The sequence below is a fragment of the Cupriavidus sp. 30B13 genome (genome assembly GCF_049059565.2).
Classification (GTDB): Bacteria; Pseudomonadota; Gammaproteobacteria; order Burkholderiales; family Burkholderiaceae; genus Cupriavidus.
Window position 1 is genome coordinate 3412349 of record NZ_CP188224.1, and the last position, 17432, is coordinate 3429780.

The window sequence follows — 17432 nt, forward strand, 5'->3', positions numbered from 1 at the left end:
AGCAAGGCAGCCAGGAACTGCCTCTATCAAAAAAGTGGTGCGATGTATCGATTGATGCTCTTTGGCGGGCGCGCCGGCGCTCAGTCGAGTTGGATATGCGCGTCCTGGACGATGCGGGCCCACTTGGGCGTGTCGGTCGCGATCACCGCGGCCAGTTCCTCGGCCGACGACCCCACCGGCTGCAAGCCCATCCCCGCCAGCTTCTGGGAGATCTCCGGCAGGCGCACGATGCGACCGACCTCGGCCGACATCCTGGCCACCACCTCGCGCGGCGTCCGGGCCGGCACGAACACGGCGAACCAGCCGCTCGGCTCGAAGCCGGCGAAGCCCGCCTCGGCAAAGGTGGGCACCGCGGGAATCGACTTGTAGCGCTGCGTGCCGGTGATGGCGAGGATCTTGAACTTGCCGCTATTTAAATAGCTGTTCGCGGACGTCACATCGACGAAGGCCGAGTCCACCTGGCCGCCCAGCACGTCGCCCATCAGCGGCGCGGCACCCTTGTACGGGATGTGCGCCAGGTCCAGCCCGGATTGCATCTTGAGCAGTTCGCCATGCAGGTGCGAGGACGTGCCGTTGCCGTAGGAGCCATAGCTGAGCTTGCCGGGGCTGGCCTTGGCCAGCGCCACGAACTCGGCGAGCGTGGCGGCCGGCACCCGGTTGGGCACCACGAACAGGTCGGACGAGCGCGCCAGCAGCGACACCGGCTGGAAATCGCGCGCGACGTCGTAAGGAATCCGCTTGTACAGGCTCGGCGACTGGATCATGGCGGTGATGCCGAGCAGCACGGAGTAGCCGTCCGGCGCCGCCTTGGCGACGATGTCGTTGCCGAGCATGCCGCTGGCGCCGGGCTTGTTGTCCACCACCACGGGCTGGCCCCACGCCTCGGCCAGGCGCTGGCCGATCATGCGCCCCACGGTGTCGGTGCCGCCGCCGGCCGGGTACGGCACCACCATGCGGATGGGCTTGGCCGGGTAGTTGCCCTGCGCCCGTGCCGGCCATTGCCAGCCGCCCAGCAGCGCGCCGCCGCCGAGTGCCGCCGCCTGGCCCAGCCAGGTCCGCCGCGTTGTCTTCATCGTTGTCTCCCCCAGTTCGCTTTTTTTTTGCTGTCGTGATGTCCCGGTGCCGCCCTTCGGCCCCTCCTCAGGCGGGGTCGCCGTGCTGCGCTTGCAGCTTCTCCTGCGGCTGCTCCTGCTCCTTTTCCTGCAGCGCCCGCCACTGGATCTTCCCCGTGGCGGATTTGGGCAGGGCGTCGACGAAGCAGACGATGCGCGGCACCTTGTAGGCCGCCAGCCGCTCGCGGCACCACGCCATGATCTGCTCGGCGCTGGCCTCGGGCGTGCCGCGCGCGGCGGGCTTGAGCGCCACCACCGCCTTGACGGTCTCGCCGCGGCGCGCGTCGCGCGCGGCGATCACGCAGGCCTCATGGATGGCCGGATGGCCGTAGAGCAGGTTTTCCACTTCCGCGGGCCAGACCTTGAAGCCGGACGCGTTGATCATGCGTTTCAGGCGGTCGCGCATGAAGAAATAACCTTCCTCGTCCATGAAGCCCAGGTCGCCGGTGCGCAGGAAGCGCTTGCCGTCGATCTCGATGAACGCCTCGGCATTGGCCCCGGGGTTGCGCCAGTAACCCAGCATGATCTGCGCGCCGTGCGTGACGATCTCGCCCAGCTCGCCCCGCGGCAGCTCGGCCAGCGTGAGCGGGTCGATCACGCGCGCGTCCACGCCGAAGGTGGCGATGCCCAGGCACTCGCGCTTGGGCCGGTGGCGCGGATTGGACAACAGGAAGGCCGCGCTCTCGGTCAGGCCATAGGCTTCCACGTAAGGCAGGCCGAAGCGCTCCTGCAGCATGGACGCCACCGCGTCCGGCATGGCCGCGCCGCCGCCGCCGAGATAAGCCAGGCTGGACAGGTCGCGCCCGGCGATGCCGGGCTGGGCGAAGAAGTCCACCAGCATGGCCGGCGGCGCGCCCCAGGTGGTGACCTGGTAGCGCTCGATCAGGTCTGCTGCCAGCGCGCGGTCCCAGCGCGGCAGCAGCACGATGGTGGCGCCCAGGTAAAGCGGCGCGTGGATGCCGTTCTGCATGCCGAGCAGGTGGAACATCGGCGCCACCGACAAGGTCACGCTGTCCGGCAGGGCGCCGCGCCACCGCTGCGAGCCCACCGCCGCGCTCATCAGCGAACCATGCGTATGCATGCAGCCCTTCGGATGGCCGGTGGTGCCGGAGGTATAGGCCAGCATGCACAGGGTGTCGTAGCCGGCCTCGTCCGGGCCCGGGCTGTGGCCGGCGGCGTCGGCCTGCATCCACAGGGCGAGCGTGGCGCCGGCCGGCGCGCCGGCGGGCAGCGGCGCGCGCTCGTGCAGCCACGCCGGCACGGCGGCGCCGCTGCGGTCGGCGGCGGCAAGCATGTCGCCGTACTGGTGCGCGATCACGTGCGGCAACCGCGCGCCGTGCAGCGGCGCGATGCGCGCATACAGCTCGGCGGCGACGAAGGCCGCCACCGCGCCGCTGTCCTCCACCACGTGCGCCAGCTCCGCGGTCAGCCACATCGGGTTGGCCGGCACCACCACCGCCCCGGCGCGCAGGATGGCGTAGTAGGCCACGATGAACTGCGGGCAGTTCTGGCTGAACAGCAGCACGCGGTCGCCCGGCGCCACGCCGCACGCCCGCTGCAAATAGCCCGCCATGCGCTCGACCTGCGCCTGCAGGCTGGCGTAGCTGATGGCGTTGCCGAAAAACTGGATGGCGGTCTTGTCCGGGTAGCGCCGCGCGGCGACCTCCACGTTGCAGGCCAGGCTGGTGCGCGGCACCTGGATCTGCGCCGGCATGCCGGGCGGCCAGAACGGCGAGCGGCAGGGAGGAACGGAGGCGGAAGGGAAAGAGGGGAGAGAAGGGAAAGAAGCAGCTTGCATCATGGCGATACAGGTATGGGGAAAGCGCCGGGCACCGCCGGCGCGGCATCAGTCGAGGCGGATGTTGCGGGTGCGGATCACCTTGCCCCAGCGCGCGTAGTCGCTGCGCATGGTGTCGGCGAAGGCGTCCGGCGTGCTGCCCGAGAGCACCACGCCCATGTCGTTCATGCGTCCGCGCACGGCCGGCGCGGCCAGCGCGCGGTTGACGTCGGCGGAGAACTTCTCCACCACCGGGCGCGGCGCGGCCGCGGGCAGCAGCAGGCCGAACCAGCCCATCGAGTCCATGCCCGCCACGCCGCACTCGCGGAAGGTCGGCACGTCGGCCAGTTGCGGCGCGCGCGCCGGGCCGGTCACCGCCAGCGCGCGCAGCCGGCCGCTGGCCACATGCGGGCGCGCGCCCATCACCGAAATGATGGCGGCCGGCACCTGCGCGCCGAGCAGGTCGTTCAGCTCAGGCGCCTCGCCCTTGTAGGACACGTGGGTCATGTCGAGCCCGGCCGCGTCGTTGAAGATCTCACCGTAGAGATGGCCGCTCGAACCGGTGCCGAACGAGCCGTAGTTGAACTGCCGTGGCCTGGACTTCACCAGCGCGATGAATTCGGCCAGCGTGGCGGCCGGCACCGAGTTGTGCACCGCCAACACCAGGCTGGTGGTGCCGAGCTGCGACACCGGGGCGAAATCGCGCACCGGATCGAACGGCGCCCTGGCGTACAGGCTCGGCGCCTGGACCAGCGTGGTGATGGTCAGCAGCGCAGTGTGGCCGTCGGGCTCGGCCTTGGCCACCGCGTCGGCGCCGATCATGCCGCTGGCGCCGGGGCGGTTCTCCACCACGATGGGCTTGCCCCACGTCTTGCCCAGCGACTCGGCGATGGCGCGCGCCAGCACGTCGGTGGCGCCGCCGGCCGGGTAAGGCACCACCAGCCGCACCGGCCGGCTCGGCCAGTTGGCGGCCGCGCCCTGCGCCCGGGCCGGGCCGAACCGGCCAATGCCGCCGGCGGCCAGCGACGCCGCGCCCAGCCACGACAAGGTCCTGCGACGATCTGCCTGCATCCTGCCTTCCCCCATCCCGCCCCCTCATCCGGGCCCCAATGCCCAGGCAACGAGATTGCGCGATGCTGCGCTGCGTGGACAATGACCATTCGGCCCAAAATCATTGGCCGAATCGCTCAGGGAAAAGCCTGCCTTTGGTAAATCCGGATTGTGCCGCGCCATCGCATCGGGCTAACTGGTGCCATGGCCGGCGCAGACCCGGCATCGCCATCCCGCCAGACCCGCCGGCCCGCCGGCCCGCGCGCCCCGTGCCGCGCCGCAGCATCCGGCAGCCAGGGCAGCGGCAACGAGGACGAGGACGAGGAGACCATGCATATCGCCGCTTCCGGCGCGGGCACGCCTTCGCCGCCATCGCTTCCGGCCGCTTCCCGCCCGCTGCGGGCGGCGCCGCACGCCGGCCTGCCGCCCCGCCACACCATCTCCGTGCTCCAGGTCGAGCAGATCATGCTGGGCGCGCGCCGCCTCGGCTGCGACATCGACGCGCTGCTGCGCCGCGCCGGCATTCCCGCCGCCCTGCTGCAGTCACCCAGCGCGCGCGTGAGCGAAGACCAGTTCGCCGCGCTGATGCGATCGATGCGCCGCGTCACGCGCGACGAGTTCTGGGGGCTGCTGAACCGGCCGCTGGCGCCCGGCGTGTTCGCCCAGGCCTGCCGCGCGCTGATCCACTGCGCCACGCTGGAAGACGCGCTGCGCGTCGGGCTCCAGCAATACCGGCTCCACCTGCACGACTTCGTGCCGCGCCTGCAACAGCACGACGGCCGCGCCACCCTGCTGCTGCTGCCGCGCGCGGCCGCCACGCCGTGCCGCCTCTACGCCGAATCCACCTTCGCCTTCCAGGCCTACGGCGTAGCCAACTGGCTGGTGGCCCAGCGCATCCCGCTCGCCGCCGTCGACCTCGCGGCCGCCGCGCCGGAAGCGGGCAGCCCGCCGGCGCGGCGCACCGACACCGAACGCGTCTTCAATACCCAGGTCCGCTACGGCCAGCCGCATACCGCGCTGCATTTCGACGCCGGCTGGCTGCGCCTGCCGGTGGTGCAGGACGCCGCCAGCCTGCAAGCCTTCCTGCACGACACCCCGCGCAACCTGCTGACCCGCTACCGCGACGACTCCTGCCTGGCCGAGCGCATCCGCCGCCATCTGCGCTGCCACCTCGACGGCGAACTGCCCTCGCTCGAACAGATGGCCGAAACCCTGCGCCTGACCCCGCAAACCCTGCGCCGCCGCCTGCGCGACGAAGGCCGCGGCTACCAGAGCATCAAGGACAGCCTGCGGCGCGACGCCGCCATCGGTTTTCTGGAACACACCGACCTGCCGTTGCAGCAGGTGGCGTTAAGGGTGGGGTTTTCGGAGCAGAGTACGTTTCACCGGGCGTTCAAGAAATGGACTGGCGTGGCGCCGGGGGAGTATCGGCAGCGGCAGATGATGGGGTTTGCGGCGTAGCTCGTCATTTAGTGGATAGGAGTTGCGGTGTCGCTGTGTGTATTCGTAATTAGGATTTTTTAATTAAAAAAGTCAAATATTAAAATCAAAATCTTAACTTCAAAGTCAAAGGCTTTCGCTCCCCCGGAGCGACTGTGGTGGTCTAATGATCCTGGACACTTCAAAAGGTAGACTTCCGGTCAACTAGAGAGGTGATGATGGGACGCAGAGATTTCTCCGACGAGTTCAAGGCCGACGCAGTGAACTTGGTGCTAGAGCAGGGGTATTCAGTGACCAATGCCGCCAAGGCACTGGACATTGGTGAGACAGCGCTTCGTCGCTGGATTGGCAATCGCCAGGCGAAGCCGGTACCGACCACAAGTGACCCGACGAGCTTGACGCCCGACCAGCGCCGCATCCGGGATCTGGAGCGGCAAGTGGCCCGGCTGGAGCGGGAGCGTGACATCCTAAAAAAGTCCACGGCCTTCTTCGTCAAGGAACTCGATCGCAATACGAAGTGATCGAACAGGCGGAGAAGGTCTGGCCGGTGGCGGTGGTGTGCGAGACCCTGGGCATGCCGCGCAGCACCTACTACGCGTGGAAGGCCCGGCAAGCCAAGCCGCGTGCCCAACGTGAGGCGCTGATGGGTCAGGTCCAGGCGATTCATGAGACGAGTGGGCAAAGCTACGGCAGCCGCCGCATGTCGCAGGAGCTGCGCAGACGAGGCCATGCTGTCGGACGCCATCGAGCCAGAGGATTGATGCGGGAAGCCCAGGTCGCGGTCCGGAAGGCTCGCAAGCATTATTACTCGAAGGGCGGGAAGTCCTCGGCCATAGCGCCGAACCGATTGAACCGGCAGTTTGCCGTCGCGCAACCGAACCGGGTGTGGGCTGGAGATGTGACCTTCATCTGGACGCAGCAAGGCTGGCTGTACCTGGCCGTGGTGATGGACCTATTCTCGCGGCGGGTGGTGGGTTGGGCTTACTCGAATTCGGCCGACACGCGGCTAGTGGTGAGGGCACTGAGAATCGCGCTGTCGAGCCGGCAGCCGGCCGAGGGCCTGATGTTTCACTCGGATCAGGGCAGCCCGTATGCCAGCCATGCGTTCCAGGAATTGTTGCGCGAGGAAGGGATCACACCGAGCATGAGTCGGGCGGGCAACTGCTGGGACAACGCGGTCGTCGAGCGTTTCTTCTGCAGCCTGAAGGGCGAGCGCATCCGCGACCGGATCTACTGCGACCGCGCGGAGGCACAGGCGGACATCACGAACTACGTGCTGTTCTTCTACAACCAACAGAGATTGCACTCGGCCGCGATGAACATGCCGCCAGCCGAGTACGAGAATTTAAAGGTGGAAGTGGCCAGAAAAGTGTCCACGATTACTTGACCACCACAGCAAAGAAAACGGACTGCCTGGCCGGCAGGGGCAGAAACGTTGGGATTTCTGGTTGTTGGTGGTTTCGTGGTGGGGACTGTGGTTCTGCTGGCATCCTGCCGTTACCGGTTCCACTCACCACGGTCTTGCTGGTGGTATTGGTTTCGGGGTCAGACCTATGATGGCGGGTGCACTGCTTGTCCGGCCATCTGCCGTTACCGGCTTGGGCGGCCACGACATAGCACCCTCCTGGTTTCGTGGTGGGCGCGGTGGACCGGAGCGCGGGTGTATGGGGCACGTACGTATTCGGCAGATCCGCGAGCCTAAGCGCCGACTACAACCTGGACGGGGTTCTCATTCGCACCCCGTGGGGAAGGGATTGATTGCCATGCCCTCTCCTCACCGCACCCTGTACAGCACACGAACCGGCGGCCTTTTGTCAGAATGCTCCAAAGTTTTTTCCGGAATTTTCAGAATTTTCGACTACCGAGCCTCCTCTTACCCGCATGGCCAGTCACAGGTACGACTCCCCTTTGGGATCCCTGCTGCCGAATTGCCACGCCCAAGGTATTCGGCTCGGCATGCTGATTGACATCTGCTCGCCTGCTCCCCCAGAATTCATCCGTCACCCCACAACGGTGACCGGGCGTGGAAACCCGGAGAAATGAAAGATGGACAGCCACATTTGTGGATTTTTTGTGTCCAATACGTTCGCGCGCGCCTACAATCCCGAGGCGGGCCGGGCGAGGCAGCCTTCGGGCTGGCCGGTTGCTTTCATTCCCCGGTATTTCCACCCTCGCTGCGGGCCCGCCACCCTCACGTGGAAATGAGCGGCGGGCCTTTCGATGGAATGAAAGGAGCCTGAAATGCCGAACACCACTGCTTATTCAGAGCAATCAACCATTAATCCTGCAACGCATGTCTTGGCTGTTTCCCGCCAATCGCCCCTGATTGCCGAACTGATCGAACTCACCTTTCCCGCCGACACCCCCGACAAGCTCCGGGTGCAGGAACTCGCTTACCAACTCGACGAACTCCGTGGCAGCATCCACGGCGCGACAGCGGATGGCTGCGATACCTTGTTGCGCGTCAGCGCTGGCTTGGGTGCAGTGCTGCGACTTCTGGAAGGGGATGACATCGCGTGCGTGGACAGTCTCGGTGTCCATTCCCTGCTGGCGCCTCTGAAACGGCAACTGGATAGTGCTGCGAATCGGATGCAGGGAATGATCTGAAGGCGGGGCAAGAGCCTGCCCGATGGCTGGCCCCTTCTTCCCCGACCGATCCGAAAGCAACAACTTGGGCAACAATGAACGAAGCTGCCAGGATGCACTCATGCCGCCCAAGTTAGCCCAGCAAGGTGTCCTCCTCCTCACGGGGAGAGGGGCGGTTTGACTAGGAGCCGCATCGAGCGGGGCCAACGGTAGTGGCCAGCTAGAGGCCGGAAACAAAGCCGCCGGTTTTTCCAGCGCGGGGGCATTCGCTGGCGCCGGCCCTCTCCCCCGTCCCCTCTCCCGCAAGCGGGAGAGGGGAGCAAATCGGCGGCAAGATCGCGCGGCTAGTACCGACGCGCGATCCCCCTCAAACCACCCCCTTCCCCCGCAACTCCCCAATCCGCTCCGCCGACATCCCCAAGATATCCCCCAACACACTATCTGTATGCTCACCCAGCCGCGGCGGCGCCGCGTCATAACGCACCGGCGTAGCCGACAGCCGCAACGGGCTCTTCACCGTAGGACACACACCACCATCACTACGCACAAGATCGACCTGCAACTCGCGGTGCCGCACCTGCGGGTCTTCCAGCACCTGGGCGTAATCGTTGATGGGCCCGCACGGAATGCCTTCGCGCTCCAGCGCTTCGACCCAGTGCGCGGTGGTGCGGGTGCGCATGTGGGCTTCGAGCAGCGGCACCAGCACCTCGCGGTTGACGATGCGGCCCGAGCCGGTGACGAAGCGTTCGTCCTGCGCGAGGTCAGGGCGTTCCACGCCGCGGCAGTAGGCCTGCCACTGGCCGTCGTTGCCGGCGGCCACGATCATGTAGCCGTCGGCGGTGGCGAACACGTGGTAGGGCACCATGTTGGCGTGGGCGTTGCCGAAGCGGCCCGGCACCTTGCCGGTGACGCGCTGGGCGATGATCGGCGTGGCGCCGACCGCGACCACGGCGTCGAGCAGGGCCATGTCGATGCGCTGGCCTTCGCCGGTGCGCTCGGCGTGGCGCAGCGCGGCCAGCACGGCGACGGTGGCGTACATGCCGGTGAGCATGTCGACCACCGCCACGCCGACTTTCTGCGGGCCGCCGCCGGGCAGGTCGTCGCGCTCGCCGGTGATGCTCATCAGCCCGCCGATGCCCTGGAAGATGAAGTCGTAGCCGGGCTTGTGCGCGCTCGGCCCTTCCTGGCCGTAGCCGGTGATGGAGCAGTAGACCAGCGCGGGGTTGATGGCCTTGAGGCTGTCGTAGTCGAGGCCGTAGCGCTTGAGGTCGCCGACCTTGTAGTTCTCCAGCACGATCTGCGACCTGGCCGCCAGCTCGCGCACGATGGCCTGCCCTTCGGCGCTGGCGATGTCGAGCGTGACCGAGCGCTTGCCGCGGTTGGCGCCGGCGTAGTAGGTGGCGTCGCGCGAGGGCTTGCCGTCGCCACCGGGCAGCCAGGGCGGGCCCCACGAGCGGGTGTCGTCGCCCACGCCGGGGCGCTCGACCTTGATGACCTCGGCGCCGAGGTCGGCCAGGTTCTGCGCGCACCAGGGGCCGGCCAGGATGCGGGACAGGTCGAGCACGCGCACGCCGTCGAGCGCGCTTTTCATCGGGGCGCTCATGCGCGGAACTCCGCCAGGCCGTTGCTGAGCACGGTGACGTCGCGCGCGGGGATGCGGGCGTCGAACAGCACGCGCTGCGCGCCATCGCGCTCGCCGTCGCGCCACATGCGCACTTCCAGCGTTTCGCCGGGGAAGACCGGGCGCGAGAAGCGCACGTCGAGTTCGAGCAGGCGGTCGCCGTCACCGTCGGCGAAGGTGTCCACCAGCGCGCGCGCGGCCACGCCGTAGGTGCACAGGCCGTGCAGGATGGGCTTGTCGAAGCCGGCGGCGCGGGCCACTTCGGGGTCGGCGTGCAGCGGGTTGGGATCGGCGTTGAGGCGGTACAGCAGCGCCGCCTGCGGCAGGATGGCGAGGCTGCGCACCGCGTCCGGCGCGCGCGCCGGCGCGGCCGGCAGCGCCTCGGGCGGGGCGTCGCCCTGGCCGAAGCCGCCGTCGGCGCGGCAGAACGTGGTGTGCGTGACGGTGGCCAGCTCCGCGCCGCTGGCGTCGTCGACCAGCGTGCGCTCGATGATCACCAGCGCGCCCTTGTCGGCGCCCTTGTCGATCACATGGCTGATGCGCGCGCGTGCGCGCACGGTGCCGGCCGCCGGCAGCGGGCGGTGCAGCCGCAGGCGCTGCTCGCCGTGCACGATGCGCACCCAGTCGATGCCGCTCCTGGGGTCCTGCATCCAGAAGCCTGGGTAGGCCAGCACCACGGCCTGCGTGGGAAAAGCCTTGAGCTGCGCCTCGTAGACGTAGCGCAACTGGCGCGGGTCGCCGGGCTGCTCGCCCAGCCCGAGGCCGAGCGCGTACAGGATGGAGTCCTTCTCGCCGTAGGTCTGCACGACCTCGGGGAAGTCCCAGTGCTTGATGCGGTTGTAGTCGAGCGGCATGGTGTCAGATCGGGTCCCAGTTGATCACGTCGGGCGAGCGCTCGAGCTTGAAGAAGCTGCCGCGCATGGCGGGAATCGCGATCTCGGCGATCGATTCCGGGGTCCAGCCTTCGCTCATGTGCACCGAGCGCACCGGGCGCGGCTGGCTCATCAGCATGATCTCGTTGGCGCGCACGGCGAAGATCTGCGCGTTGACTTCGTGCGCGGCGTCGCTGGCGAGGAAGGCCGCCATCGGCGCCACCTTGTTGGCTTCCATCTTCTGCAGCTTGGCCACGCGCGCCTTTTCCTCGGGCGTCTCCGACGGAATCGAGCTGGTCATGCGGCTCCACGCGAACGGCGCGATGCAGTTCGAGCGCACGTTGAAGCGCGCCATGTCCAGCGCGATGGACTTCGACAGCGCGGCGATGCCGAGCTTGGCGGCCGAGTAGTTGGCCTGGCCCAGGTTGCCGATCAGCCCCGAGGTGGAGGTCATGTGCACGTAGGCGCCGCTTTCCTGGTCCTTGAAGTGGTTGGCGGCCGCGCGGCTGACGAAGAAGGTGCCGTTGAGGTGCACGTCGATCACCGAGCGCCACTCCTCTTCGTTCATCTTGAAGAACATGCGGTCGCGCAGGTTGCCGGCGTTGTTGACCACGGCGTCGATGCGGCCGAAGTTGTCCAGCGCGCATTGCACGATGGCGTTGGCGCCCTGCCAGCTCGACACGCTGTCGGTGTTGGCCACCGCGGTGCCGCCGGCGGCGCGGATCTCGTCGACCACGCGCTGCGCGGGGCCGGCGTCGCCGCCCTCGCCCGTGAGCGACACGCCGATGTCGTTGACCACCACCTTCGCGCCCGCCTTGGCCAGCTCCAGCGCGACGCCGCGCCCGATGCCGCCGCCCGCGCCGGTCACCAGCGCTACCTTGCCTGCCATCAATCCACTCATGTCATCTGCTCCTGTCTGCGTGTTCACTAGTTCGTTCAAATAGAGACGGCGGCGCGGCACTCATTCGAGCCGCGCGCCGGAGTCCTTGACCACCTTGCCCCAGCGCGCGATCTCGGCATCGATGTGCGCGCCCAGCGCGGCCGGCGTGGAGCCGACCGGCTCGTAGCCGTTGGCGGCGAGATTGGCGCGCAGCTCGGGCTGCGCCAGCACCGCGGCGATTTCCTTGCTGAGCCGGTCGACGATGGCCGGCGGCGTGCCGGCCGGCGCCAGCACCGCGTACCAGCCGTTGATGTCGAAGCCGGGCACGCCGGACTCGGCCAGCGTGGGCACCTCGGGCGCCAGTGTGGCACGCTTGCCGCTGGTCACGGCCAGAGCATGCAGGCGGCCGCTGCGCACGTGCGGCATGGTGGTGGAGATGCTGTCGAAGGTCAGCTGCACCTCGCCGGCCAGCATGGCGTTGACGACCTGGGAACTGCCCTTGTACGGCACGTGGGTCATCTTGACGCCGGCCAGGCTGTCGAACAGCTCGCCCGACAGGTGGCCGGTGTTGCCGTTGCCGGCCGAGCCGAAGGTCAGCTTGCCGGGTTCGGCCTTGGCCTGGGCGATCAGCTCGGGCACCGTCCTCGCCTTCAACGACGAACTGCCGGCCAGGATCAGCGGCAGGTTGGCCACCAGCGACACCGGCGCGAAATCCTTGCGCGTGTCGTATGGCAGCCGGGGATAGAGGCTGGCGTTGATGGCGTGCGCGGCCAGCACCACGATCAGCGTGTAGCCGTCCGGCTTGGCGCGCGCCAGTTGCTGCGACGCGATCGTGCCGCCCGCGCCGGGCCGGTAGTCGAGCACCACCGGCTGGCCCAGCCGCTCCTGGAGCTTCGCCGCCACCGGGCGCGCCAGCAGGTCGGCGCTGCCGCCCGGCGGATACGGGATAAGCAGCTGGATCGGCCTGGCCGGCCAGGTGTCGGCCAGCGCCGGCACGCCGGCGCACAGCAGGCCGGCGGCCAGCGCCGCGGCGGCTGCCGTCAGCCAGGTCCGGCGGGGGAATGCGCGCGATGCTTCCATGCCTTGTCTCCTCGGTGCCGTTGCGGCTTGTCGTGACATCACTGCAGCGGGATGCCCGTATCCTTGACCACCCTGGCCCAGCGCACGCGCTCGGCATTGATGAAAGCGGCGAAGTGCTCGGGCGTATCGCCGCCCGGCATGCCGCCGAGCTCGGCCAGGCGCGCCTTGACCTCCGGCTCGGCAAGGATGGCCGCCACCGCCTTCTGCAGGCGCGACACCAGCGCGGGCGGCGTGCCGGCCGGCGCCACCAGGCCGAACCACGCGGTGACCTGGAAATCGTCCAGCCCCGCTTCCTTCATGGTCGGCACGTCGGGCAGCTCGGGCACGCGCGCGGCGCTGGTCACCGCCAGCGCGCGCAGCTTGCCGGCCTGGATCTGCGCCATCGAACTGGGCAGGTTGTCCACCATCATGGTCACCTGGCCGGCCACGAGGTCGGCCACGGCGGGCGCGGCGCCCTTGTAGGGCACGTGGATGATGTCGATGCCGGTGCGCTTCTTGAACAACTCGCCGGACAGATGCACCGACTGCCCGGTGCCCGACGAGGCGAAGGACAGCTTGCCCGGCTCGGCCTTGGCCAGCGCCACCAGCTCGGCCACCGACTTCGCCGGCACCTTGGGATTGACCACCAGCACGTTGGGTACCGACACCACCAGCGTGACCGGCGCGAAGTCCTCGGCACGGTAGGGAAGTTGCTTGTACAGGCCGTAGTTGATGGCATTGGGGCCGATATTGCCCATCATCAGCGTGTAGCCGTCGGGCGCGGCCTGGCGCAGCGCCTGCGCGCCGATGATGCCGGCGCCGCCGGCGCGGTTGTCCACCACCACCGGCTGGCCCAGCACTTCGCCCAGCCGCTTGCCGACCAGGCGCGAGGCGATGTCGGTGGTGCCGCCCGCCGCCGCGGGCACGATCAGGCGCACCGGCTTGTCGGGCCAGGCCGCCTGCGCGGTATCCATCAGGCCCGCCGCGAGGCCGAGCGCGGCGGCCACAGCCGCCAGCATGCGAGCGCTGCCGCGCCGTTCTGTCATGTGTCTTCCTCCTGTGAGCCCGGCGGCGGCGCGCCGGACTATCCGGTAACCGCCCGCGCAATGCGGGCGATCCGGCCTTTTTGGTTCTATTGCCACGCCGAATACGATAAATTGGCGGCGGAGACATGGCTATTCACGATTCACAAAAGAGGCCTTTGGCCCAGCAAAACACATGCATTACGACCTGACCGACCTGCGCCTCTTCCTCAACGTCGGCGAGACGGAGAACCTGACCCGCGCGGCCGAGCGCAGCTTCCTGTCGCTGCCCGCCGCCAGCACGCGCATCAAGCAGCTCGAGGAAGCCTTCCAGACCCAGTTGCTGATCCGCCAGGTCAAGGGCGTGCGCCTGACGCCGGCCGGCGACGCGCTGCTCAGCCACGCGCGCGAGGTGTTCCGCGAGCTCGAATGCCTGCACGCCGACCTGCGCCCCTACGCCAAGGGCGTCAAGGGCCGCGTGCGGCTGCTGGCCAACACCACCGCCACCAACTCCTTCCTGGCCACGGCGCTGTCGCGCTTCCTCTCGGAAAACCCGGACGTGGACATCGAGCTGGAAGAGCAGCTTTCGCAGGCCATCGTCTCTTCCATCGGCGCGGGCGCGGCCGACCTCGGCATCGTGGCCGGCGAAGTGGCCACCAACGACCTGGAAGTGATGCAGCTGTGCAGCGACGAGCTGATCGTGATCGCGCCGGTCAACCACCCGCTGCCGCAGTTCACGCGGCTGCATTTCGCCGACCTGCTCGACACCTGCCGCTTCGTCGGGCTCAACCAGTTCAGCGCGATCCAGTCGTTCCTGGACCGCATCGCCAGCGGCATGGGCAAGCGCATCAGCCTGCGCATCCAGCTCGGCAGCTTCGACGCGGTGTGCCGCATGGTGGAAGCCGGCGCGGGCATCGCCATCGTGCCCAACAGCTGCGCGCGCCGCTATGCCAGCCGCAAGGTGCTGCGCTTCATTCCGCTCGAAGACGAATGGGCCAAGCGCGACCTGCGCCTGGTGCGCCGCCCCGGGCGCGAGCTGCCGCAGTTCGCGGAGACGCTGGTGCAGTATCTGAAGGATGCGGCGCAGGAGCCGGTGTGAGGCACCGGCGCGGGCAGCCTAGAGCGTGAGCTTCAGCCGGCCCGCCAGCGCCCCCGGCAGCAGGCTCGAATCCGTCTGGCGCTCGCCGTAGGTGCTGCTCGACACGCGCAGCTGGCGTTCGCTCGTGAGCGCTTCCAGGTGTTCGCCGAGGAAGCTGTAGAGGCTGTCGTCGAAGCGCATCGTGCCCAGCGGCGCCCGGATGCGGCCGTCCTCGACCCAGAAGGTGGCGAAGCGGGTCATGCCCGTCATGCGCGCGGCCGGCGCATCGGACCAGTTGAGATACCAGAGGTTGCCGATGTAGAGCCCGGTGCCGAGCGCCGCCAGCACGTCGTCCTGCGCCAGCGTGCCGGCGCCCAGCGCGAGCGCGTGCGGTGCCTCGCCGCTGTCGGCGCAATTGGTCTCGAGGCCATACTCGCGGGCGCTGCGCGGATAGACCAGGCGCGCCGCGGGCCGGCCGGCGCGCACCAGCGCCGTGTCGCTGCGCGGAATGCCCTCGGGGCCGAAAGCCGGCGCCAGCACGCCGCTGGCGCGCTCATCCATGTCGATCAGGCCGCTCAGCCTCGCGCTGCCGTCATAGAGGCGCTGCAGCGGGCTTTCCTTCTGCGCCAGCGAGCGAGCGGAAAAACCGCCCCAGCCCAGCATGCCCACCACTTCCTCCAGCGCGGCCGGCGCGAGATAGGCGCGGTAATCGCCCGGAGCGAGCGTGCGCGCCGGCTTGCCGAGGTGTTCCAGTTGCGCGCGCGCGGCGGCAAAGCGGCTGGCGAACTCGCCGTCGTCCCACCGGTCGCCGGCATAGTCGGCCTTGACCGCCTGGCCGTTGGCGTGGAACAGGCTCCAGTCGAAATGGAAGGCCTGCGCGGCATGCCAGCCGAAGGCGCCAAAGCTGCTGGCGAAACCGCGGTACAGCGGGCCGGCGGCATAGATGCCGACCAGGTCGAGCCCGCGCGCGGCCTCGTCGATGCGGGCCAGCACGTGGCTGGTGTCGGGCGGCGCGCTATCGTCGGCGAAGCGGCGCTGCCAGGGTTCGCGCTCCAGCGTCAGGTAGGGATCGGGCCGCAACTGGGCGACCGCGCCGCGCAGCCGGTCCAGCCCTTCGGCCAGGCGCGCGCGGTCGGTGGCGGGGTCGCCGGACAGGGCGATCTGGCTCCTGGCGTGGCGCTCGTCGCGGATCAGCTGCAGGCGCGCGGTGGCCTGTGCCACGCGCCCGGCCTGGCGCACCCTTGCCCGGTTGAAGCGGATGAATTCCGAGGACTCCGCGCTGTACCACAGCGTGAACGCCTCGCCCGGCGCCAGCGCGGCGCGCACGTCGTCGGCCAGCGCCGCGAACAACGATTCCGCATCGGCCATCACGCGGCTCCCCCGAACACTTCCACCTGACGGAACACGCACGCCGGCGAGGCATGCCCCACGCGCACGATCTGGTTGGGCTCGCCCTTGCCGCAGTACGGCGTGCCGTGGACCTCGAAGGTGCCGGCGTCGCCCACCGCCGCCAGGCTGCGCCAGAAATTGGCCGAGACCCCGCGGTAGTTGGGATTCTTGACCACGCCCTTGAGCTCGCCGTCCTCGATCAGGCGCCCCCATTCGCAGCCGAACTGGAACTTGTTGCGCGCGTCGTCGATGGACCACGAGCGGTTGGTGGACATCAGCACGCCGCGCTCGATGCCGCCCACCAGCTGCGCCAGCGTGCGGTCGCCCGGCTCCAGGTTGAGGTTGGCCATGCGGTCGATGGGCGCGCGGTTCCAGCTGCTGGCGCGGCTGTTGGCCACGCCCGGCAATCCGCTGCGGAACTGCGAGAGCGCGCCGCCGAGCGGGCGCTGCAGGATGCCGGCGCGGATCAGAAACGCCTTGCTGGCCGGCTGGCCGTCGTCGTCGTGGCCGTAGCTGCCCAGCTCCTGCGGGATCCCGGGATCGAACGTGATGTTCAGCAGCGGCGAGCCGTACTGGTAGTGGCCGAAGTCTTCCAGCGTGATGAAGCTGGTGCCGGCGTAGTTGCGCTCGTCGCCGAGGATGCGGTCCAGTTCCAGCGGATGGCCGACGGATTCGTGGATCTGCAGCATCATCTGGTCCGGCATCAGCAGCAGGTCGGTGAGGCCGCCGGGCGTGTTAGGCGCCAGCAGCAACTGCAGGGCTTCGTCCGCCACGCGCGGCGCGGCGTCGGCAAAGCCCAGCCGCGCAACCACCTCGAAGCCGCCCTGCTGGCCGCTGCCGAAGCCGCCGAAGGTGCGCGTCTGGCTGTCGCCGCCGTCGAACGCCGTCACGCTCAGGCCCGGATAGACGAAGCGCTGCGCCTGCCATTGCTCGGCGCCCGCGCTGTTGAGATAGAGCTGTTCGTGGAACAGGTGCGACAGGTAGGCGGTGTGGCTGACGATGCGCGCGTCCGCGGGCACGCCGGCGCTGACCTCGGCCAGCAGCGCGAAGCGCTCGGCCAGGCCGGGAAAGGCATCCTGCGCGCCGGGCGACGCATAGCGGGACCGGCCCTGCTGCGGCGGCAGCCCCCGCATGTCCACCAGGCCATGCGCGGCGATGCGGCCGGCCAGTTCCCCGGCGGTGTCGAGCGCGCGCTGCAGGCCGGCCGCGCTGGTGTCGCTGGTGGCGGCATAGGCCTCCACGCCGTCCAGCCGCACCGTGATCATCGCGCCCGCCTCCTGCGTGAGCGAGGGTGGCTCGGCCACGCCGCGCCGCATCGCGCAATGCTCGCTGCTCTCGCGGACCAGCCGCAGCGAATGAAATTCGGCGCGGGTGGCGAGACCGGCGAAATCCTGCCTGGCGCGTTCGAACACGGGTGACTCCGGAAGCGATGTTGGAGAGCGCATGTTACTACGCCGGTGGCGCCGCCCCGCCAGAAACCTCCCCACCAAAACCCGCCTCCGTCCATCTGACTGGATTTATTTGAATTATTTATTTCGTATTCGTA

14 protein-coding genes are annotated in these 17432 nt (G+C 68.7%); 4 read left to right on the forward strand and 10 right to left on the reverse strand.

What is annotated here, in order from left to right:
* Positions 1-80 precede the first annotated feature (80 nt).
* The 3 genes from ACKI2N_RS34245 to ACKI2N_RS34255 form a co-directional block, all read right to left on the reverse strand.
* Positions 81-1073, reverse strand: a complete 993-nt coding sequence (locus tag ACKI2N_RS34245; protein WP_420997842.1) for a tripartite tricarboxylate transporter substrate binding protein — start codon at positions 1071-1073, stop codon at positions 81-83.
* Positions 1074-1140: 67 nt separating this feature from the next.
* Positions 1141-2826, reverse strand: coding sequence for a long-chain fatty acid--CoA ligase (locus ACKI2N_RS34250; RefSeq protein WP_426990919.1), 1686 nt, complete (start codon positions 2824-2826; stop codon positions 1141-1143).
* Positions 2827-2958: 132 nt separating this feature from the next.
* Positions 2959-3960, reverse strand: coding sequence for a Bug family tripartite tricarboxylate transporter substrate binding protein (locus tag ACKI2N_RS34255; protein ID WP_420997841.1), 1002 nt, complete (start codon positions 3958-3960; stop codon positions 2959-2961).
* A gap of 309 nt (positions 3961-4269) precedes the next feature.
* Here ACKI2N_RS34255 and ACKI2N_RS34260 point away from each other — a divergent pair, with 309 nt between their 5' ends.
* The 3 genes from ACKI2N_RS34260 (at position 4270) to ACKI2N_RS34270 (ending at position 7986) form a co-directional block, all read left to right on the forward strand.
* The gene (locus tag ACKI2N_RS34260) at positions 4270-5400 is read left to right on the forward strand and encodes an AraC family transcriptional regulator (protein ID WP_420997895.1); all 1131 of its coding nucleotides are present in this window, start codon (positions 4270-4272) and stop codon (positions 5398-5400) included.
* Between the two features lie 197 nt (positions 5401-5597).
* Positions 5598-6766, forward strand: a protein-coding gene (locus tag ACKI2N_RS34265; RefSeq protein ID WP_420998560.1) for an IS3 family transposase whose coding sequence is annotated in 2 segments (ribosomal slippage) — positions 5598-5856 and positions 5856-6766 — 1170 coding nt in all. Because the reading frame shifts where the segments join, the coding sequence is not laid out codon by codon here.
* Positions 6767-7620: 854 nt separating this feature from the next.
* Positions 7621-7986 (forward strand): DUF1484 family protein, encoded by a 366-nt coding sequence (locus tag ACKI2N_RS34270; RefSeq protein ID WP_420995694.1) that lies wholly within the window; start codon positions 7621-7623, stop codon positions 7984-7986.
* Positions 7987-8332: 346 nt separating this feature from the next.
* On the opposite strand, the gene ACKI2N_RS34275 is transcribed toward ACKI2N_RS34270, so the two are convergent.
* From ACKI2N_RS34275 to ACKI2N_RS34295, 5 genes are read right to left on the reverse strand one after another with little or no spacing between them, the layout of a single operon-like run.
* Positions 8333-9568 (reverse strand): CaiB/BaiF CoA transferase family protein, encoded by a 1236-nt coding sequence (locus ACKI2N_RS34275; protein ID WP_420995695.1) that lies wholly within the window; start codon positions 9566-9568, stop codon positions 8333-8335.
* A complete protein-coding gene (locus ACKI2N_RS34280) occupies positions 9565-10440 on the reverse strand; it encodes a MaoC/PaaZ C-terminal domain-containing protein (RefSeq protein ID WP_420995696.1) in 876 nt (291 codons plus the stop codon). The genes ACKI2N_RS34275 and ACKI2N_RS34280 overlap by 4 nt, the downstream gene beginning before the upstream one ends.
* A 4-nt stretch (positions 10441-10444) precedes the next feature.
* Positions 10445-11359: an SDR family NAD(P)-dependent oxidoreductase gene (locus ACKI2N_RS34285; protein WP_420995697.1), complete on the reverse strand. Its 915-nt coding sequence runs from the start codon at positions 11357-11359 to the stop codon at positions 10445-10447.
* Positions 11360-11419: 60 nt separating this feature from the next.
* Positions 11420-12418, reverse strand: a complete 999-nt coding sequence (locus tag ACKI2N_RS34290; protein ID WP_420995698.1) for a tripartite tricarboxylate transporter substrate binding protein — start codon at positions 12416-12418, stop codon at positions 11420-11422.
* A gap of 38 nt (positions 12419-12456) precedes the next feature.
* Positions 12457-13443, reverse strand: coding sequence for a Bug family tripartite tricarboxylate transporter substrate binding protein (locus ACKI2N_RS34295; RefSeq protein ID WP_420995699.1), 987 nt, complete (start codon positions 13441-13443; stop codon positions 12457-12459).
* 172 nt (positions 13444-13615) lie between these two features.
* Here ACKI2N_RS34295 and ACKI2N_RS34300 point away from each other — a divergent pair, with 172 nt between their 5' ends.
* Positions 13616-14518: a LysR family transcriptional regulator gene (locus tag ACKI2N_RS34300; protein WP_420995700.1), complete on the forward strand. Its 903-nt coding sequence runs from the start codon at positions 13616-13618 to the stop codon at positions 14516-14518.
* Between the two features lie 18 nt (positions 14519-14536).
* Here ACKI2N_RS34300 and ACKI2N_RS34305 read toward each other — a convergent pair whose 3' ends face one another.
* Positions 14537-15865, reverse strand: a complete 1329-nt coding sequence (locus ACKI2N_RS34305; RefSeq protein WP_420995701.1) for a metallopeptidase TldD-related protein — start codon at positions 15863-15865, stop codon at positions 14537-14539.
* Positions 15865-17298 carry a TldD/PmbA family protein gene (locus ACKI2N_RS34310; protein WP_420995702.1) on the reverse strand — a complete coding sequence of 478 codons (1434 nt, stop codon included), beginning with the start codon at positions 17296-17298 and terminating at the stop codon, positions 15865-15867. The genes ACKI2N_RS34305 and ACKI2N_RS34310 overlap by 1 nt, the downstream gene beginning before the upstream one ends.
* Between the last annotated feature and the right edge of the window lie 134 nt (positions 17299-17432).

Bases quoted from the DNA above. Each gene is read 5' to 3' on its own strand.
- ACKI2N_RS34245 (WP_420997842.1), bottom strand. From the start codon at position 1,073: ATGAAGACAACGCGGCGGACCTGGCTGGGCCAGGCGGCGGCACTCGGC.
- ACKI2N_RS34250 (WP_426990919.1), bottom strand. From the start codon at position 2,826: ATGCCGGCGCAGATCCAGGTGCCGCGCACCAGCCTGGCCTGCAACGTG.
- ACKI2N_RS34255 (WP_420997841.1), bottom strand. From the start codon at position 3,960: ATGCAGGCAGATCGTCGCAGGACCTTGTCGTGGCTGGGCGCGGCGTCG.
- ACKI2N_RS34260 (WP_420997895.1), top strand. From the start codon at position 4,270: ATGCATATCGCCGCTTCCGGCGCGGGCACGCCTTCGCCGCCATCGCTT.
- ACKI2N_RS34270 (WP_420995694.1), top strand. From the start codon at position 7,621: ATGCCGAACACCACTGCTTATTCAGAGCAATCAACCATTAATCCTGCA.
- ACKI2N_RS34275 (WP_420995695.1), bottom strand. From the start codon at position 9,568: ATGAGCGCCCCGATGAAAAGCGCGCTCGACGGCGTGCGCGTGCTCGAC.
- ACKI2N_RS34280 (WP_420995696.1), bottom strand. From the start codon at position 10,440: ATGCCGCTCGACTACAACCGCATCAAGCACTGGGACTTCCCCGAGGTC.
- ACKI2N_RS34285 (WP_420995697.1), bottom strand. From the start codon at position 11,359: ATGAGTGGATTGATGGCAGGCAAGGTAGCGCTGGTGACCGGCGCGGGC.
- ACKI2N_RS34290 (WP_420995698.1), bottom strand. From the start codon at position 12,418: ATGGAAGCATCGCGCGCATTCCCCCGCCGGACCTGGCTGACGGCAGCC.
- ACKI2N_RS34295 (WP_420995699.1), bottom strand. From the start codon at position 13,443: ATGACAGAACGGCGCGGCAGCGCTCGCATGCTGGCGGCTGTGGCCGCC.
- ACKI2N_RS34300 (WP_420995700.1), top strand. From the start codon at position 13,616: ATGCATTACGACCTGACCGACCTGCGCCTCTTCCTCAACGTCGGCGAG.
- ACKI2N_RS34305 (WP_420995701.1), bottom strand. From the start codon at position 15,865: ATGGCCGATGCGGAATCGTTGTTCGCGGCGCTGGCCGACGACGTGCGC.